The 18,607-nt window shown below is 72.6% G+C and carries 13 protein-coding genes; 2 read left to right on the top strand and 11 right to left on the bottom strand.

The features are described 5' to 3' along the window. Positions 1-2 precede the first annotated feature (2 nt). Positions 3-869 carry a DUF3097 domain-containing protein gene (locus ACFVYK_RS03635; protein ID WP_389768040.1) on the top strand — a complete coding sequence of 289 codons (867 nt, stop codon included), beginning with the start codon at positions 3-5 and terminating at the stop codon, positions 867-869. A gap of 341 nt (positions 870-1,210) precedes the next feature. On the opposite strand, the gene hemW is transcribed toward ACFVYK_RS03635, so the two are convergent. The 5 genes from hemW to lepA form a co-directional block, all read right to left on the bottom strand. Then, complete coding sequence (gene hemW / locus ACFVYK_RS03630; protein ID WP_389768038.1) at positions 1,211-2,443, bottom strand: radical SAM family heme chaperone HemW; 1,233 nt, start codon at positions 2,441-2,443, stop codon at positions 1,211-1,213. 223 nt (positions 2,444-2,666) lie between these two features. Continuing rightward, on the bottom strand, positions 2,667-3,803 hold the full coding sequence (locus ACFVYK_RS03625) for a Dyp-type peroxidase (protein WP_389768036.1): 1,137 nt from the start codon (positions 3,801-3,803) through the stop codon (positions 2,667-2,669). Positions 3,804-3,876: 73 nt separating this feature from the next. Then, complete coding sequence (locus tag ACFVYK_RS03620) at positions 3,877-6,060, bottom strand: SpoIIE family protein phosphatase (protein ID WP_389768034.1); 2,184 nt, start codon at positions 6,058-6,060, stop codon at positions 3,877-3,879. Between the two features lie 184 nt (positions 6,061-6,244). After that, on the bottom strand, positions 6,245-8,119 hold the full coding sequence (locus ACFVYK_RS03615) for an AMP-dependent synthetase/ligase (RefSeq protein ID WP_389768032.1): 1,875 nt from the start codon (positions 8,117-8,119) through the stop codon (positions 6,245-6,247). A gap of 231 nt (positions 8,120-8,350) precedes the next feature. Next, a complete protein-coding gene (lepA, locus tag ACFVYK_RS03610; protein WP_389768030.1) occupies positions 8,351-10,219 on the bottom strand; it encodes a translation elongation factor 4 in 1,869 nt (622 codons plus the stop codon). 221 nt (positions 10,220-10,440) lie between these two features. Between lepA and rpsT the strand changes: the two genes are divergently transcribed. Next, on the top strand, positions 10,441-10,707 hold the full coding sequence (gene rpsT, locus ACFVYK_RS03605) for a 30S ribosomal protein S20 (RefSeq protein ID WP_053750780.1): 267 nt from the start codon (positions 10,441-10,443) through the stop codon (positions 10,705-10,707). A 283-nt stretch (positions 10,708-10,990) separates the two neighbouring features. Here rpsT and ACFVYK_RS03600 read toward each other — a convergent pair whose 3' ends face one another. The 6 genes from ACFVYK_RS03600 to ACFVYK_RS03575 form a co-directional block, all read right to left on the bottom strand. Next, the gene (locus ACFVYK_RS03600; protein WP_389768028.1) at positions 10,991-11,386 is read right to left on the bottom strand and encodes a nuclear transport factor 2 family protein; all 396 of its coding nucleotides are present in this window, start codon (positions 11,384-11,386) and stop codon (positions 10,991-10,993) included. A 241-nt stretch (positions 11,387-11,627) separates the two neighbouring features. Continuing rightward, complete coding sequence (gene holA, locus ACFVYK_RS03595) at positions 11,628-12,617, bottom strand: DNA polymerase III subunit delta (protein ID WP_389768026.1); 990 nt, start codon at positions 12,615-12,617, stop codon at positions 11,628-11,630. A 240-nt stretch (positions 12,618-12,857) separates the two neighbouring features. After that, positions 12,858-13,103 (bottom strand): hypothetical protein, encoded by a 246-nt coding sequence (locus ACFVYK_RS03590; protein WP_389768024.1) that lies wholly within the window; start codon positions 13,101-13,103, stop codon positions 12,858-12,860. 239 nt (positions 13,104-13,342) lie between these two features. Continuing rightward, entirely contained in the window at positions 13,343-14,230 is an 888-nt protein-coding gene (locus ACFVYK_RS03585) for an arylamine N-acetyltransferase (protein WP_389768107.1), read from the bottom strand. 358 nt (positions 14,231-14,588) lie between these two features. Then, the gene (locus ACFVYK_RS03580) at positions 14,589-17,387 is read right to left on the bottom strand and encodes a ComEC/Rec2 family competence protein (RefSeq protein WP_389768022.1); all 2,799 of its coding nucleotides are present in this window, start codon (positions 17,385-17,387) and stop codon (positions 14,589-14,591) included. After that, positions 17,384-18,559, bottom strand: coding sequence for a helix-hairpin-helix domain-containing protein (locus ACFVYK_RS03575; RefSeq protein ID WP_389768020.1), 1,176 nt, complete (start codon positions 18,557-18,559; stop codon positions 17,384-17,386). Before ACFVYK_RS03575 ends, ACFVYK_RS03580 begins: the two co-directional genes overlap by 4 nt. Positions 18,560-18,607: the final 48 nt, after the last annotated feature.

Raw genomic sequence — 18,607 nt, 5'->3', positions numbered from 1 at the left:
GAATGCGCCCACCCGTCTCCCGCCACCGCCCTTCCAGCGAGGGCCCCTCGGGCCCGCGCCCGCGCAGGTATTCCGCCGACCTGACCCCGCCCTGGAAGAAGCCGAAGCCCGTCCCGGAGGTCCCGGCGGACCCGGGCCTGGTGGTGGAGGAGCCCGGCACCGGGTTCTGCGGCGCGGTGATCCGCTGCGAGGCGGGCACGGTGACCCTGGAGGACCGCTTCGGCAAGCACCGGGTGTTCCCGCTGGAACCGGGGGGCTTCCTGCTGGAGGGCCGGACGGTCACGCTCGTCAGACCGGCCTCGGGACCGGCGCGTCCCTCCCGCACCGCCTCCGGCTCGGTCGCCGTCCCCGGCGCCCGCGCCCGTGTCGCCCGCGCCGGACGCATCTACGTGGAGGGCCGGCACGACGCCGAGCTGGTCGAGAAGGTGTGGGGCGACGACCTGCGCGTCGAGGGCGTCGTCGTGGAGTACCTGGGGGGCGTCGACGACCTGCCGTCCATCGTCGCGGAGTTCGCCCCGGGGCCGGACGCGCGGCTCGGGGTCCTGGTGGACCACCTCGTGCCCGGCACCAAGGAGTGGCGCATCGCCCGCTCGGTGAGCAGCGAGCACGCCCTGGTCGTCGGCCACCCCTACATCGACGTCTGGGAGGCCGTGAAGCCGGCGTCCCTGGGCATCGAGTCCTGGCCGCGCGTGCCGCACGGCCAGGACTGGAAGACGGGGGTGTGCCGGGCCCTGGGCTGGCCGTCGGAGAACACGGGTGCGGTGTGGCAGGCGATCCTGAAGCGGGTGGACTCCTACAAGGACCTGGAGCCGGAACTGCTGGGCCGGGTGGAAGAACTGATCGACTTCGTCACCGCTCCGGCCGCGTGAGGACGGGGGCGCCGCTTCCACCGCCCGCCAACGCCCGCCACCGGGCGCTACCGGGCGCCACTCGGCGCTCGACGGACCGAGGAACCCGGACGCGGTCCACGAGGCCCCGGCCCACGGCGAAGACGGGCTCCGGGCCACGAAATCCCGGCGCCACCGGGACCACCGCGAGAACCGGAACCACCGGAACCACCGGGACCACCGGGACCTCCGGGATCACTGTGACCTCCGGGACCCGCTGGGACCGCCGGGACCGCCGGGACCACTGTGACCACCAGGACCGCCGGGACCCGCTGGGACCACCGGGACCACTGTGAGAACCAAGACCACCGCGAGAACCGGGTCTAGTCCACGAGGTCCCGGACCACCGCGTCGGCCAGCAGCCGGCCGCGCAGCGTCAGCACCGCCCGCCCCTCGTCGTACGCGCCCCGCTGGAGAAGCCCCTCGCCGAGCGCACGGCGGGACGCCGCGAGCCCCTCCGGCCGCAGCAGAGCCAGCGGCGCCCCCTCCCGCAGCCGCAGCTCCAGGAGGATCCGCTCGACCCGTCGGTCCTCGTCCGAGAGCACCTCCCGTCCGGCGCCCGGCGAGCGCCCGCCCGCGAGGGCCGCCGCGTACGCACCGGGATGCTTGACGTTCCACCAGCGCACCCCGCCGACGTGCGAGTGCGCCCCCGGCCCGGCGCCCCACCAGTCGGCGCCGCGCCAGTACAGCTCGTTGTGCAGGCAGCGGCCCGCTTCCGTGGCGGCCCAGTTGGAGACCTCGTACCAGTCGTAGCCCGCCGCCGACATCACCTCGTCGGCGATCAGATAACGGTCCGCGTGGACGTCGTCGTCCGTCATCGGCACCTCGCCGCGACGGATGCGGCGGGCGAGCTGCGTGCCCTCCTCGACGATCAGGGCGTAGGCCGAGACATGGTCGGGACCCGCGCCGAGCGCCGCGTCCAGGGACGCCCGCCAGTCGTCGTCCGACTCGCCCGGGGTGCCGTAGATCAGGTCGAGGTTGACATGGTCGAAGCCCGCGGCCCGCGCCTCCGCCACGCACGCCTCGGGGCGTCCCGGCGTGTGCGTGCGGTCGAGGACCTTCAGCACGTGCTGCCGGGCGCTCTGCATGCCGAAGGAGACCCGGTTGAAGCCGCCCGCGCGCAGCGTCGCCAGGTACGCCGGGTCCACGGACTCCGGGTTCGCCTCCGTCGTCACCTCCGCGTCCGCCGCCAGCCCGAACTCGTCGCGGATCGCGCCCAGCATGCGCACCAGGTCGGACGCGCCCAGCAGGGTCGGCGTGCCGCCGCCGATGAAGACCGTGCGGACCTCGCGCGGGTCGTCGCCGAGGACCTTGCGGGCCAGCCGGATCTCGTCGATCAGGGTGTCCGCGTAGTTCTCGCGCGAGGCGAGGACCCCGCCGGTGCCGCGCAGCTCGGTCGCGGTGTAGGTGTTGAAGTCGCAGTACCCGCAGCGGGTCGCGCAGTACGGGACGTGCAGATAGAACCCGAGGGGGCGGTCGGCGGCGCCGGCGAGCGCGTGCGCCGGGAGCGCGCCGTCGTCGGGGACCGGCTCGCCGTCGGGAAGTGCGGAAGGCATGTCGTCCATTGTCCCGTACGTCCGCACCGATCCCCGTCCGAGCCGGTCCGCGGCGCATCGGTGCACGTCCGAGCCGGTCCGCGGCGCACCAGTGCACGTCCGAGCCGGTCCGCGGCGCACCGGTCCCCGTCCGAGCCGGTCCGCGAGCCCCGGCGTTCCCTTCCCCGACGGCCCGCGGCCGGGACGTGGCCCCCTCACGGGACGGGCCCCCGGGGCCGCGCTCTCAGGCCAGCAGTTCCGCGCCCAGCGGCCGTCCCGGGCGCGCCCCCGGCAGGACGTACGCCAGCGCCGAGCCCCGGGTCTCGGTGAACCCGCTCAGCTCGTCGCGTGACGCCATCCGCCGCTGCACCCGGGTGAACAGCGCCGGGTCCCGCAGGAAGGCGAGGAACAGCAGGCCCTGGTCGGTGGGGCCGTCGGCGTAGGAGTAGCTGCGGCGCAGCATCCGGGCTCCGCCGTCGTGCCGGTGGCTGACCACGCCGACGTGGGAACGCGCCGGGGTGAGGTACCGGCCTGACGGGGACTTCGCGAAGACGTCGACGTCGGCGTGCTCGGGGCCGCCGGGCAGCGGGCCGCCGGTCGAGCGGCGCCGGCCGATGATCTCCTCCTGGCGGTGCACGGCGAGCCGCGCGAAGTCCTCCAGCCGCAGGTGGACGCGCCGTACGACGAGGTAGGTGGCGTCGCCGGACCAGACCCAGCGCTCGCACTCCTGCGGACTCGGGTCGGCGCTGCCGTTCCTGAAGCCGAGCAGGTCGCGCGGGGTGCCGCCGCCGTCCGGGGACGGCGGCAGGAAGCCTGCCTGCCGCCAGCGCGGGCGCAGGGTCTCCCCGGCCAGCCGGGTGAGGGACTCGGCGGTCTCCTCGGCGGCGTCGGAGTCGTCGGCGCACAGCTGCACGAGCACGTCGCCGCCACAGCGGGCGGGGTCGAGACGGTCGCCGGGGAACGCGGGCAGCTCGCGCAGGGCCGCGGGGGCGGTGACGCCGAGGCGGGCGGGCAGCCGGGGTCCGACGCCGACCGTGGCGGTGAGCCGCGCCTCGGCGAAGCCGTCCGGCTCCCGGGTCTCGGCGAGCGCGTCGGTCCAGTCCGCCAGCACCTGCCGCAGCGCCCGTGCGCCGGCCGCGCCGCGCACGTCGGGATCGAGGTCGTAGGCCAGGAGCAGCGCGGTGGCCTGCCGCGGCGTCGTCACGCCGGCCTGGCGGACGGCGGCGGGACGGCCGGAGCCATGGCCCGGACCGGGTGCGCCCCGCTGCGGCGGGCCGGCCGCCCGGGTACAGGCGGTCACGGTCAGCCCGATTCCCGCGCCGGCGATCAGGACGCGTCGACGCGGAGGGGCGTCGATGGGGACATTCGTTGCCTTCGGCACGAACCGGACGATACATCCGCCGGGCCCGGCCCCCCGCTTCCCCCGCGCGTCCCCGGCGCAGCCCGGGCCCCCGCTACTCCGCCTGGAGCACCAGCAGGGCCAGGTCGTCCTCCGGCGGTTGCTCGCCGAAGGCGTGGACCAGGCAGCGGATCCGCTCCGCGATCAGGTCCGCGTCGAGACCGACGCAGCCCGCCAGCGCGGCGGCGAGCCCTGCCTCGTCGTCGAACTGGCGTAGGCCCGACCGCCGTTCGGTGACGCCGTCCGTCACGCACAGCAGGGTGTCGCCGGGCCGCAGCCGCAGGCTGTCGCAGGTGTAGGCGACGTCCTCGATGACGCCCAGCAGGGTCTGCGGGTGCCCGGCCGTGGCGACCGAGCCGTCCGGGCCGAGCAGCAGCGGCAGCGGGTGCCCGGCGGAGGCGAAGGTGCAGCGGACGCCGCCCTCGAAGGGGGCCAGTTCGCCGTAGAGGAGGGAGAGGAAGCGGGTCTGCGGGCCCTCGCCCGGTGCGACGGGCCCGACGAACGCCCGGGCGGCGGCGTCGGCGGCCTCGGTCGCGTCGTCCAGGAGCAGCTGGTTGAGACGGTCCAGGACGTCGGCGACGCCGTAGCCCTCGCGGGCCAGCAGCCGCAGCCAGGGCCGGGCCAGGCCGATGACGACGGCCGCCTCCGGCCCCTTGCCCTGCACGTCGCCCACCGCGAAGCACCAGCGGCCGTCCCCCGCCGGGAACAGGTCGTAGAAGTCGCCGCTCGGTCCGCCCTGCTCGCGCGGCTCGTAGACGACGGCGCTGCGCACGCCGGGGATCTCGGCGACCGCGCCGGGCAGCAGCCCGCGCTGCAGGACAGCGCTGATGGTGGCCTGCCGGGCGTACTGGCGGGCGGCCCCGATGGCCAGCGCCACCCGGCGGCCGAGGTCCTCGACGAGCCCGGTGACCTCGTCGGGGAAGGCGAACGGTCCGGCCCGCCCGATCACCAGCGTGCCCAGCGGACGGCCGCCGGCGATCAGCCGGTAGGCGAGCGACGCGCCGTGCTGGCCGAGCGCCGCGCCGGGCCAGGGGAACGGCTCGGGCCCCGAGCGCGGGCCGCCGTCGGGCGGACACGGCGGGTCCTTCTCCAGCGTCCGGCGCAACTCCTCGATGCGGTTCTCGCTGCCGTGCCAGACCCGGGCCAGCCGCGGCCCCGGGCCGCCGGCCCACTCGCCGCGCCCGCTGACCTCGTCCTCCAGCCACACCGCGCACCAGTCGGCGACCCGCGGCACGAGCAACTGGCCGGCCAGCGCGGCCACCAGGTCCTCGTCGAGCTGCCCGGCCAACAGGTCGGACGCCTCGGCGAGGAAGGAGAGGGCGCCGCGGTTGAGCCAGTCCCGCTCTCCTTGAGCGACCGGCCGCGCCGCGGGGGCGGGGACCGTCGACCGGCCCGCGGCGGCGGCCGGGTGCGGGTTCTCGCGGCCGTCGAGGTCGGGGCGGCGGTCGCGTCCGGGCCCGGCGCGGCCGCGCTCGTCCCCGTCGAGAGCCGGGCCGGGGTCACGGTCCGAGGTCGGGTCACGGCGGAGGCCGACGACGAGATCCGGGTCCGGGCCCAGGCCGGGATCCGGACTCAGGCCGGAACCCGGACTCAGGCCGGAACCCGGACTCAGGCCGGAACCCGGACTCAGGCCTGGATCCGGACCCAGGCCTGGATCCGGACCCAGGCCTGGATCCGGACTCAGGCCGAGATCGCGGTCGAGATCGGAGCCGAGGTCGCAGTCATGGGACTCGACGGTCGGCAGCAGGCGCGCCCAGACCGTCTTCGTCCCCCTGCGGTACGTCACCCCCCAGGCGTCGGCGAGCGTGGCGACCAGGCGCAGGCCACGGCCGTACTCGGGGATCTCGCACGGCGTCTCGCCGACGCCGTCGTGTGGGGTGCTGGAGGGGTGATGGTCGCAGACCTCGACGACGACCGCCGGGCAGCCGTCGGGACGGCCGGACGCCTCCTCCAGCCGGCACACCAGCTCCACATCGGTGCCGGCGTGCACGACGGCGTTGGTCACGAGCTCGCTGACGACGAGTATCGCGTCCTGGGCGAGGCGCTCGCCGAGCTCCTCCGCGAGCGGCCGGCCAGGGCCCGCCCACTCCGTGAGCGCGGCGCGCACCAGATCGCGGGCGGCGCCCGGGGCGAGGGGGCTGCCCGCCAGGGCGGCACGGGTGCACGGGAGCCCCGGCGCGTACGCGGGCGCGCCGCCGGACCGGGAGACGGTCTCCCGTTGCGTCGGAATGGCCCCCATGCGCAGCTCCCCGGACGGTTCGGATGCCCTCAGGGTGACAGACCGATCCCGGTCATGAGCGCTGGGTTACCGAAGTGGACCGTCCGGGACGGGAAGCGTGCCGCGCGGGTGTCCGCACCTGTTCGATGACGGACGGTTGAGGGGCGGAATCCGAGCGTTCGGACCCCGCCCCGCGCCCCCCGGGTCACGCCTCGCGCGATCCGGCGTACATCTCGTCGATCAGGTGCTTGTACTCCCGCTCCACCACCGGCCGCTTCAGCTTCAGGCTCGGTGTGATCTCGCCGTGCTCGACGTCGAGGTCGCGGGGCAGCAGCCGGAACTTCTTGATGGTCTGCCAGCGCTGCAGGCCCTCGTTGAGCTGGCGGACGTAGCCGTCGACGAGCTCGACCGTCGCAGGGGCGGCGACGACCTCTTCGTACGACTTCCCGGCCAGTCCGTTGTCCTTCGCCCAGTCGAGGATCGACGGCTCGTCCAGGGCGATGAGCGCCGTGCAGAAGTTCCGGTCTGCGCCGTGCACCAGGATGTTGGAGACGTACGGGCACACCGCCTTGAACTGACCCTCGACCTCGGCGGGCGCGATGTACTTGCCGCCGGACGTTTTGATCAGGTCCTTCTTGCGGTCGGTGATGCGCAGGTACCCGTCGGGCGAGAGCTCGCCGATGTCGCCGGTGTGGAACCAGCCGTCGGCCTCCAGGACCTCGGCGGTCTTCTCGGGGAGCCCGTGGTAGCCCTCCATGATCCCCGGGCCGCGCAGCAGGATCTCGCCGTCGTCGGCGATGCGCACCTCCGTGCCGGGCAGCGGCTTGCCGACCGTGCCGGTGCGGTAGGCCTCGCCGGGGTTGACGAAGGAGGCGGCCGAGGACTCCGTCAGGCCGTAGCCCTCCAGGATGTGGATGCCGGCGCCGGCGAAGAAGTAGCCGATCTCCGGTGCGAGGGCGGCGGACCCGGAGACGCAGGCGCGCAGGTTGCCGCCGAACGCCTCGCGGATCTTGGCGAAGACCAGCGCGTCGGCCACCTTGTGCTTGGCGCCCAGCCCGAACGGGACGGCCATGTTGCCGGTGCGACGGAAGTTGTCCTGCGCGGCCTTGGCGTACTCGCGGGAGACCCCGGCGGCCCACTGGAAGATCTTGTACTTTGCTCCGCCGCCGGCGCGGGCCTTGGCGGCGACGCCGTTGTAGACCTTCTCGAAGATGCGCGGCACGGCGGCCATGTACGTCGGCCGGACGACCGGCAGATTCTCGATGATCTTGTCGACCCGGCCGTCGACGGCCGTGACGTGCCCGACCTCGATCTGGCCGGAGGTGAGGACCTTGCCGAAGACGTGCGCGAGCGGCAGCCACAGGTACTGGACGTCTTCGCCGCTGATCAGACCCGTCGCGGCGATCGCCTTCGCCATGTACGACCAGTTGTCGTGCGGCAGGCGCACGCCCTTGGGGCGGCCGGTGGTGCCGGAGGTGTAGATGAGGGTGGCGAGCTGGTCGGAGGTGATCGCGGCGACGCGGTCCTTGATCAGCCCGGGCTCCTTCTCCAGCCGGGCCGCGCCGCGCTTCTCCAGCTCGTCGAGGGTGAGGATCCAGTCGGCGGTCTCCACACCGGCCGGGTCGATCACGACCACATGGGTGAGATCGGGCAGCTCGGCGCGCTTCTCGATCGCCTTGGCGAGCTGGGCCGCGTTCTCGGCGATCAGCACCCGGCTCTCGGAGTCCGAGAGGATGAACGCCGACTCCTCGGCGTTGGTCTGCGGGTAGACCGTGGTCGTGGCCGCCCCCGCGCACATGATGCCGAGGTCGGCGAGGATCCACTCGATCCGGGTGGAGGCGGCGAGCGCCACCCGCTGCTCGGCCCGCACCCCCAGTTCGATGAGGCCGGCCGCGATCGCGTAGACCCGCTCGGCGGCCTGCGCCCAGCTCAGCGCCTTCCAGTCGTCGGGGCCCTCGCCGGACGCCGCCGGCACCGGGTACCGGTAGGCCTCCGCGTCGGGTGTGGCCGCCACGCGCTCCAGGAAGAGGCCCGCGACGGACGGCGGACGGTTCTCGATCAGTGCCTGTGTGTCGCTCACGACATCCTCCGGGACCCGCGACGGTGCGGCTGGCTCGTTGCGGCGTCGTTCGACGCGGCTGCTGTTGACGGCGGCTGTTGTTTAACTCACGAGTAACTACCGAGCAGGGATCAGAGTAGAGGGCGACCGGCCGACGCGTAAGAGGCTCCGGCCAGTCACTTTCTCCTGAATACAGGGCCAGGGCCCGTCGCGCTCACGCACGACGGGCCCTGGAATCCTGCGCCGAGAGGGTTATTTCTTGCCCTTGCCCGACCCCGCGCTGTCGTCGCTGCTCAGGACGGCGATGAAGGCTTCCTGCGGAACCTCCACGGAACCCACCATCTTCATCCGCTTCTTGCCTTCCTTCTGCTTCTCCAGCAGCTTGCGCTTCCGGGAGATGTCACCGCCGTAGCACTTGGCGAGCACGTCCTTGCGGATGGCGCGGATGGTCTCGCGGGCGATGACCCGGGAGCCGACGGCCGCCTGGATGGGCACCTCGAAGGCCTGCCGCGGGATGAGCTCGCGCAACTTGGCGACCAGCCGCACACCGTAGGCGTACGCGGCGTCCTTGTGGGTGATCGCGGAGAAGGCGTCGACCTTGTCGCCGTGCAGCAGGATGTCGACCTTGACCAGGCTGGAGGTCTGCTCGCCGGTGGGCTCGTAGTCGAGCGAGGCGTAGCCGCGGGTCTTGGACTTCAGCTGGTCGAAGAAGTCGAAGACGATCTCCGCGAGGGGGAGCGTGTAGCGGATCTCGACGCGGTCCTCGGAGAGGTAGTCCATGCCGAGCAGCACACCGCGCCGGGTCTGGCACAGCTCCATGATCGAGCCGATGAACTCGCTCGGCGCCAGGATGGTGGCGCGCACGACCGGCTCGTACACCTCCGAGATCTTGCCCTCGGGGAACTCGCTCGGATTGGTGACGACGTGCTCGGAGCCGTCCTCCATGACCACCCGGTAGACCACGTTCGGCGCGGTGGCGATGAGGTCGAGGCCGAACTCGCGCTCCAGCCGCTCACGGATCACGTCGAGGTGCAGCAGGCCGAGGAAGCCGACGCGGAAACCGAAGCCGAGGGCCGCGGAGGTCTCCGGCTCGTAGACCAGCGCGGCGTCGTTGAGCTGCAGCTTGTCGAGGGCGTCGCGCAGTTCGGGGTAGTCGGAGCCGTCCAGCGGATACAGACCCGAGAAGACCATCGGCTTCGGGTCCTTGTAACCGCCGAGAGCCTGGGTCGCCCCCTTGTGCAGGGTGGTGATGGTGTCACCGACCTTGGACTGGCGCACATCCTTCACACCGGTGATCAGATAGCCCACCTCGCCCACGCCGAGGCCGTCCGCGGAGAGCATCTCGGGCGAGTTGGTGCCGATCTCCAGCAGCTCGTGCGTGGCGTTCGTCGACATCATGCGGATGCGCTCACGCTTGTTGAGCTGGCCGTCGATGACGCGGACGTACGTCACGACGCCGCGGTAGGAGTCGTAGACCGAGTCGAAGATCATCGCGCGGGCGGGAGCGTCGGCGACGCCGACCGGCGCCGGGATCTCCTTGACGACCCTGTCGAGCAGCGCGTCGACGCCGAGACCGGTCTTGGCCGACACCCGCAGGACGTCGTCCGGGTCGCAGCCGACCAGGTTGGCGAGCTCCTCCGCGAACTTCTCCGGCTGCGCGGCCGGCAGGTCGATCTTGTTCAGCACGGGGATGATCGTGAGGTCGTTCTCCATCGCCAGGTACAGGTTGGCGAGGGTCTGGGCCTCGATGCCCTGGGCGGCGTCGACGAGGAGGACGGTCCCCTCACAGGCGGCGAGCGACCGCGAGACCTCGTAGGTGAAGTCGACGTGCCCCGGGGTGTCGATCATGTTGAGGATGTGCGTGTTGCCCGGATCCTGAGTCGGGGCCCAGGGCAGACGCACGGCCTGGGACTTGATCGTGATGCCGCGCTCGCGCTCGATGTCCATCCGGTCGAGGTACTGAGCACGCATCTGCCGCTGCTCGACCACGCCGGTCAGCTGGAGCATCCGGTCGGCGAGCGTGGACTTGCCGTGGTCGATGTGCGCGATGATGCAGAAATTGCGGATCAGAGCCGGGGCGGTACGGCTCGGCTCGGGCGCAGTCTTAGGGGTCGCGGGCACGCAGGGTCCTGTCTCTTGAGGCGCCTTATGCCTCGGGTCGGATCGATACGTAGGCTCCATGGTCCCATGGGCGGCGACCGGGGACCGGTTTGGGCCACTCGCGGCACCACTGGTAGTCTGGGCAGCTGTGTCTCATGCCCTCTCAGCACGAGGCACACCTCAGAAAATCACCTGGCACGGGACCTTCACGGCCCCGCGCCTGAACCTGCAAAGGCTCATTCGTGGCGAACATCAAGTCCCAGATCAAGCGGATCAAGACCAACGAGAAGGCCCGGCTGCGCAACAAGGCCGTCAAGTCCTCCCTGAAGACCGCGATCCGCAAGGCCCGCGAGGCCGCTGCCGCGGGTGACGTCGAGAAGGCCACCGAGTACCAGCGCGCTGCCGCGCGTCAGCTCGACAAGGCCGTCTCGAAGGGCGTCATCCACAAGAACCAGGCCGCCAACAAGAAGTCGGCGCTTGCTTCGAAGGTCGCGACCCTCAAGGGCTGAACCCTCAACTGATCTGACCGCCGGAGGGACCAGAGCGGGCCCTCTCATCCGCTCCCGTCCGGCACCCCGAGCCCGTACGCGGCCTGCGTTCGCCACGCGGGTATGGGCTCACCAGCTTGAACAGCTTGTCTCGCAGGCCCCGGCACCCCGCCCTTCCCCAGGGCGCGAGCCGGGGCCTTCGGCATGGTCGCGACTCGCGACCCGCTATGTGCGACTCGCTATATGCGACCCGCTTTGTGCGACATGCGACACCGGTGAATCCGGCCTCACTGCCGGGCCGGCCTCACGACCAGAAGTCGTTGCTCATGTCGATGTCCTGCACGCACTCGTCGAGATCGGTGATCTTGTCGCCGACGATCCGGAAGACGATGCACCCGTCCTCCTCCAGGTGCCTGCCCTTGCGGTCGGCTGTGGAGCAGTGCATCGCGACGGCGTGCCCTCGGCCGTCGACCAGCACGTTGCGCAACTCGACGCGCATCGTCCCGGCCGTCTCCGCGAAGAGTCTGCCGTACATGTCGGTGATCGCGTCGAGGCCCTTGAAGTCCCCGGAGAGCGGGTGGGAACCGGGCACATGGTGTGTGCAGTCGCCCGTCATCATGTCGCGCAGGGCGTCCATGTCCCCACGGGAGAAAGCGTCGTACCCCTTGCGGATCAGGGCCACGTGCGGGTGTTCAGCCATGTCGATCGCCACCTTTCCCTAGCCGGCGACGTGCGGCTGGTACGTCCGATTCCGATTCTCCTCCCCTGCGCGGGCAGGGCCAGTGGATCAGCGCGGAATCGGCGAAGGCTGAGCAGAACCGGCGAAGGCCTCGATGCAGGGATCGATGCAGGGATCGATGCAGGGATTGATGCAGGGATTGATTGCAGGGATCAGCAGAGGGGATCGGCACGGGGGTGGGAACCGCCCCGAACGACAGGCTCTAGCCGCGTCCGCCGGAGCGGGCGGCCCGCGCGATGGTCACGACCGCCTTCTCCAGGGCGTACTCGGGATCGTCGCCCCCGCCCTTCACCCCGGCGTCCGCCTCGGCCACCGCCCGCAGCGCGACGGCCACCCCGTCCGGCGTCCAGCCGCGCATCTGCTGTCTCACCCGGTCGATCTTCCAGGGCGGCATGCCGAGCTCCCGCGCGAGGTCGGCGGGACGGCCGCCGCGCGCCGAGGACAGCTTGCCGATGGCCCGCACGCCCTGAGCGAGCGCGCTGGTGATCAGCACGGGCGCGACGCCGGTGGCCAGCGACCAGCGCAGCGCCTCCAGCGCCTCGGCGGCCCGTCCTTCCACCGCCCGATCGGCGACGGTGAAGCTCGACGCTTCGGCCCGCCCGGTGTAGTACCGCCCGACCACGGCCTCGTCGATGGTCCCCTCGACGTCGGCGACCAGCTGGGACACGGCCGACGCCAGCTCCCGCAGATCGCTGCCGATGGCGTCGACCAGTGCCTGGCACGCCTCGGGCGTCGCCGACCTCCCGGTCGCCCGGAACTCCTGTCGGACGAAGGCCAGCCGGTCCGCCGGCTTGGTCATCTTCGGGCAGGCCACCTCCCGCGCGCCCGCCTTGCGCGCGGCGTCCAGCAACCCCTTGCCCTTGGCCCCGCCCGCGTGCAGCAGCACGAGCGTGATCTCCTCGGCGGGCGCCCCGAGGTACGCCTTGACGTCCTTGACCGTGTCGGCGGACAGGTCGTGCGCGTTGCGTACGACCACGACCTTGCGTTCAGCGAAGAGCGAGGGGCTGGTCAGCTCGGCGAGCGTGCCGGGCTGCAGCTGGTCCGAACTCAGGTCCCGTACGTCCGTGTCGGCGTCGGCGGCCCGGGCGGCGGCCACCACCTCCTGCACGGCACGGTCGAGCAGCAGGTCCTCCTGGCCCACGGCAAGCGTCACCGAGGCGAGAGGGTCGTCATTCGCAGTCTTCCTGGCCATCCCCGAAAGCATCCCACGCCGCACTGACAACCCACCCCGCCCCAAGCCCCTGCCACCCAGGTCTCCCCGGTCTCCCCAGCCAGCCGCGGAAACCGCGGAAGCGAGGCAAACGGCGGAAGCGGCGCGAACCGCGGGAGCGAAGGCAACGGCGAAAGCAGCGCGAACCGCCGGAGCGGCAGGCGGCGCGGAGGTGCGGTGCGGTGGCCGGGCGAGCGGCCCGGGGGGGGCGTTACGGAGAGGCTAGGGATCCTCGCGCCACCCCTCCCACTCCGCCGCGAACCCGTCCAGCGCTCCCACGTCGAGCCGCTGCTCCTCGTCCTGCAGCAGGACGAGCCACTGCGCGTCCTCCGCGTCGTCCTCCCCGGCCAGGGCGTCCCGGACTATCCGCGGCTCCTCGCTCACCGCGAACCGCTCCCCCAGCGCCTGGGCCACGGCCTCCGCGGCCTCGCGGTCAGGCAGTACCAGCACATGTCGCACATCGCTCACAGAGCCATTTTCCGGCATGCGCGAGACGAACCGCGCCTCAGGTCCGGAAAACCCGTGGCAGACATCCGGCCGCCGACCGGGCGCCGCAGTTTCAACGCGCCGAACGCCTGCCCCTGACCCCCGGCCCACCCCCGTTACTCCCGCGATCCCCGCGTCCGGCCCACCCCCGCTACTCCCGCGATCCCCGCGTCCGGACCGCCCCCGCTACTCCCGCGATCCCCGCGTCCGGCCCACCCCCGCTACTCCTGCGATCCCCGCGTCCGGCCCACCGCCCGCACCCTCGGCACCCGTTCCAAGCCGATGCCGAACCGCTCCCGATAGGCCGTCAGAACCTCCTCATCCCCCAGTTCCTCCGCCCGGCTGATCCCGTCGGGGCCCGTCACCTTCAGCCGACGCCCGCTGAGCGTGATCCGCCCTCCGTCCTCTGCGACCCGCGAGCAGATCAGCGACCTCGTGAAATGCGACTCCGGCGACGTGCTGTGCCACCAGGCTCCGGCGACGAAGTCCCGCAGCACCCGGGGACGCGTCTCCAGTCGGTACACCCGCGCACCGTTCAGCACCACATCCCGATCGCCTGCTGCCACCGGGACGACCCCCTTCCCCGCCTCCGCCTCGTACGGAGCCGCCTCGACGATCCTGAAGACCCCGCCCGGATCCGGCTGTTCACCACTCTGCCCCCACTGCAGCGGGTAGTGACTGTGGGCCCCGAACCCGACGTCCGCCAGCCACTCCCCCGCGTCCACGGTCCCCACCAGCAGCGCGAGATGGTCGTAAGGGATGCCGAGCCGTCCCTCCTCCCCGTACACCCGAGCCGCCAGCAACGTCACCTCGAAGCCCAGCGCCGCGAGCAGCGCCCCGAACGCCCCGTTCAGCTCGTAACAGAACCCTCCCCTGTGCGCCTCGACGACCTTCGCCGCCAACCGCCTCTCGTCCAGCGCGATCTCCTCGCCGAGATGGACCGACAGGTTCTCGAAGGGCACCGCCCGCAGATGTCGCAGGTGCAGCTCTCGCAGCAGATCGATCGTGGGCGCGAGAGCAGAGCCGGGTGCGGAGACGGAGGAGGAATCCGCGCCGGGCGCGGGACTGTGCGCATCGATGCCGAGGCGTTGCAGGTAGGCCTCGACCAGGCGAGCGTCGAGTCCCGGACCCGCTTCGGACCGATCACCCCCGGGCGAGGAAGCCGAGGGTCGCGTGTCAAACGGCCGGGCCCCCAACGGATGGGAGACGGGTGGCTGGGAGGCGGGTTGCTGCGAGGCGGGTGGATAGGGGACGAGTGGCTGCGAGGTGGGTTGCTTGCTGACGGGCGGCCGGGAGACGGGTGGCTGCGAGGCAGGTGGCTGGGAGGCGGGTGGCTGCGAGGCGGGTGGAGGGGGGACGGGTGGATGGGTGACAGACGGCTGGGGGACAGACGGCTGGGAGACGGGGGCAGCGTGCTGGTCGGAGGGTTCGGGCGTCTCATGGTCGGCCTGTGCGGGATCCATGTCCTCAGTCTCGCGCCACCCGTATGTCCCCGCCCCCGTCCGCGACGACCGCCAGCGCCCCGTCCCGGTCCGTCCGCAGCACGACCGCGCCTCCCGCACGCAGCGCCGCGACCGTGCTGGGCGCCGGGTGCCCGTACGGGTTGCCCACGCCGCACGAGATCAGCGCCAACCGTGGCGCGACGAGTCGTATGAGACCGGGGTCCTGGTAGGCCGAGCCGTGGTGCGCCACCTTGAGCACATCCACTCCGCGCACCGACGCCGCCGCCGGTGATCGCAACAGTGCCTGCTGGGCCGGGGGTTCGAGATCTCCGAGCAACAGCATCCGCAGGCCCGCCGAGCGCACGAGCAAAGTCACGCTCGCGTCGTTCGGCCCGTCCGCTTCCGGCGCCGGACTCGGTGGCGGCCACAGCACCTCCCAGTCGAGAGGACCGGCCCTTCGACGCTCCCCGGCCACCGCCCGCATCACCGGAACGTCGCGCGCCCGGGCCTCCTTCCTCACGAACTCCACCTGCTCCGGGGGGTCCTCGAACCCCGTCGTCTCGATCGCGCCCACCGGCCGGCCACGCAGCACCCCCGGCAGCCCGGCCACATGATCGGCGTGGAAATGGGTGAGCACGACGAGCGGCACCCGGGTGACGCCCAGAGCGCGCAGGCACTGGTCGACCAGCTTGGGGTCCGGTCCGGCGTCCACCACCACGCCCGCGCCCTCGCCGGCCGCGAGGACGGTCGCGTCGCCCTGGCCCACATCGCACATCGCCAGTCGCCAGCCCGGCGGCGGCCAGCCCGTGAGCACCCTGGTCAGCGGCGGCGGCTGCACCACCACGAGCACCAGCAACGCCCCGCAGAGCCCGCAAAGCCACGGGTGCCTCAGCAGCCGTCGCCCGAGCAGCACCGCCGCTGCCGTGGCGAGTGCCAGCAACAGGGCCCCGCCCCAGCTTCCCGGCCAGTCCACACCTCCGCCGGGCAAGGAGGCCCCGGCCCGTGCGACATCCGCGATCCACCCGGCCGGCCAACTCGCCGGCCAGGCAAGCGCCTTGGCCAGCGGCATCGACATGGGCGCCGTCGCCAGCACCGCGAAGCCCAACACCGTCGCCGGCGCGACCGCGAACTCCACCAGGAGATTGCAGGGCACCGCCACCAGACTCACCCGTGCCGACAGCACCGCGACGACCGGGGCGCACAGGGCCTGGGCCGCTCCCGCCGCCGCCAGCGCCTCCGCGAGCCGCGGCGGCACCCGGCGCCGGCGCAACGCGGCACTCCACCTCGGCGCCAGCGTCAACAGCGCACCGGTGGCCAGGACGGACAGCAGGAATCCGTAACTCCGGGCCAGCCAGGGGTCGTAGAGCACGAGCAGCAGAACCGCCGTCGCGAGTGCCGGCATGAGGGATCTGCGGCGACCGGTCACCAGGGCGAGCAGCACGATCGCTCCACAGGCCGCGGCACGCAGCACGCTGGGGTCGGGACGGCACACGACGACGAACGCGAGCGTGAGCGCTCCGCCCAGCAACGCGGTCGTCCGTAGGGGGACGCCCAGCCGAGGCGCCAGGCCGCGCCGCTCGACCTGCTGGGCCAGACCCGGCGGACCGAGGAGCAAGGCGAGGATGATCGTGAGGTTGCTTCCGGAGACGGCGAGGGTGTGGGCCAGATCTGTGTCCTTGAAGGCCTCGTCCAGCTCGGGCGTGATGCGCGAGGTGTCCCCGACGACCAGCCCCGGCAACAACGCCCGCGCGTCCGCAGGCAAGTCGTCGGTCGCCGACCGCAGCCCCGCCCGCAGCCGCCCCGCCCACCGCTGCACGGCCGTCGGTTCCCCCACCGTCACCGGCTCGGCATGGTTCCGCAACCGCAGGACAGCCGCGAACCGGTCCCCGCCGGCCAAGGGCAGCACCAGCCGCCCGGTCACCCGCACCCGGGTCGACGGCAGCAGCCCGAGCCACGACGCCCCTGCCTTTCCCCCGGCACCCCACCCGCCGCCGGCACCGCCACCGCCACCAGCTCCGGGTCCGGCCTCAGCTCCGGCCAGGCCGTGCTCCCCCTTCCCGTCGGCACCCCCTGTCCGGTTCCTGACAGCGAACCCCGGGCGCGAGCCCGATTTGTTCCGGCTTGAGCGCACATCCACGATCACCAGCACCGGAGCCCGCGTCGCCACCTTCGTCCGATCAGGTCCCTCGACGCTGTGCACCTCCGCTTCGATCAGAAGGGAGTCCGGAGTCAGATGGTCGCCTCTGACTCTGGGCCGGGCGAGCCGTGGGTCGGACGTGATCTCGACCTCGGCGGTGACGGTCGCGTACTCCCGCGCCAGTGCCGGAACCGGCCCCCGCCGCAGGTCGGCCCCGTGCAGCCCGGCCGACGCGGCAGCTGCGGCCACGCAGAGCAGTGAGGCGGCTACGGTGACGCGGGGCCAGGCCTTCCGGCCAACGGCAGCCGAGCCCGCCCACCGGCTCACACCACTTGCGTCGCCGACACCGTCGCCCATCCCGCCGTCACCCGCTCCCAGCCCGCCGTCACCCGCTCCGGACAGCCCGCCGTCCCCCGCTCCGCGCCGCCGGCTCACCAGAAGCAGCGCACCGGTCAGCAGGCTGACGATCACGATGCCGCCCACCAGCTCCGGCGACGCACCCAGCGTCAACGCGGCGGTCCCCCACGCCGCGAGCGCTGGTGGCACGAGCCGTAGATCCAACGGGCCTTCCCGACGCGGGTGGGCGTCGCCGAGTCGCTTGCCGGATGTGGTGTGCACGGTCCGACGGGCACCGGAGCCGAGCGCGGCCCGCACCCCGGCGATCGCCGCCCCGTCCTCGGTCCTCATGGCCGCACCAGATTTCGCAGATCGGCGAAGCGTCGCTCGCCGATGCCGTTGACCTCGCGCAGTTCGTCCACCGAGCGAAAACCGCCGTGCTGCGCCCGGAAGTCCACGATGTGCTGCGCCAACACGGGCCCCACACCGGGCAGTGTGTCCAGTTGGTCCACGGTGGCCGTGTTGAGGGACACCGGAGCCGCGGGTCCTGTTCCCGGACCGGCACCGGCGGAACCCGGCGCTCCCCCCACCGCGCCCGCCCCGCCTCCGGAGACTCCGCCCGGTGCGGGCCCGCCGACGACGACCTGCTCTCCGTCGACGAGGAAGCGCGCGCGGTTGAGACCGTCGGTGTTGGTCCCCGGTCGCACACCGCCGGCCGCGCCCAGCGCGTCGACCACACGTGAACCAGCCGGGAGACGATGGATGCCGGGCTTGCGCACCTTGCCGCTGACGTCCACCACGATCTCGGTCCCGGCGGTGCCCCCAGGGCCCGGTGGTCCCGTGGAACCGGGCGGCTCGGTCGTCGGGTTCTGACTGCCTGTGCCATAGGGAGCCGCGGCCCGCACCACCTCCGGCGCCCGCACCGGCTGGGGGCGGCCGACCCAGAAGTGCTGAACGGCGAGGACAGCGGCGGCTGCCAACAGCACCGTGAGCGCGAGCACGCTCCTGCGTTCCAGCCCGCAGCGCGCCTGCAACCACACCGGCATCCGCTCCCGCAGAGCAAGCCCCGCCCGCTCCCGCCACAACCCCAGCCCCGGAGCTGCCACACCTCCGCGAGTCCCGCCATCGACCTGGTTATGGCCCCCGCCACCGCCGACACCGACACCCGCACCCGCACCCGCACCCGCACCCGCACCGGCACCCGCACCGGCACCGGCAGCAGGTCCACCGCCACCGGCATCAGCATCGGTATCGCCATCGTTGTAGGGACCTCCCGCGAGCCCTTCGCGCTCGGACTGCGGCCCCCGCGGCATGTCTCCTTGCAGCCGGGCCCGTTCGGCGAACAGCGCCTCGGCACGGCGACGGTTCTCCTCCGCCGAGGCATGACTGTGACGGTGTCCGCCGGGGCTGCCGCCAGGTGAACGGCGTCGTGGGACGTGGCGGCCCGAGCGGCCGTCGGAGCCGGGAGACCGGCCGGGGCCGCTGGTCGCGTTCGTATCGCGTGAGCGTGATCGAAGTGCCATGCGACGAGGATGGGACACTTCACCGAACCGCGATGATCTTGCTCAATT

The sequence above is a fragment of the Streptomyces sp. NPDC058291 genome (assembly GCF_042880855.1).
Taxonomy (GTDB): Bacteria; Actinomycetota; Actinomycetes; order Streptomycetales; family Streptomycetaceae; genus Streptomyces.
This window is presented reverse-complemented; position numbering and strand designations above follow the sequence as displayed.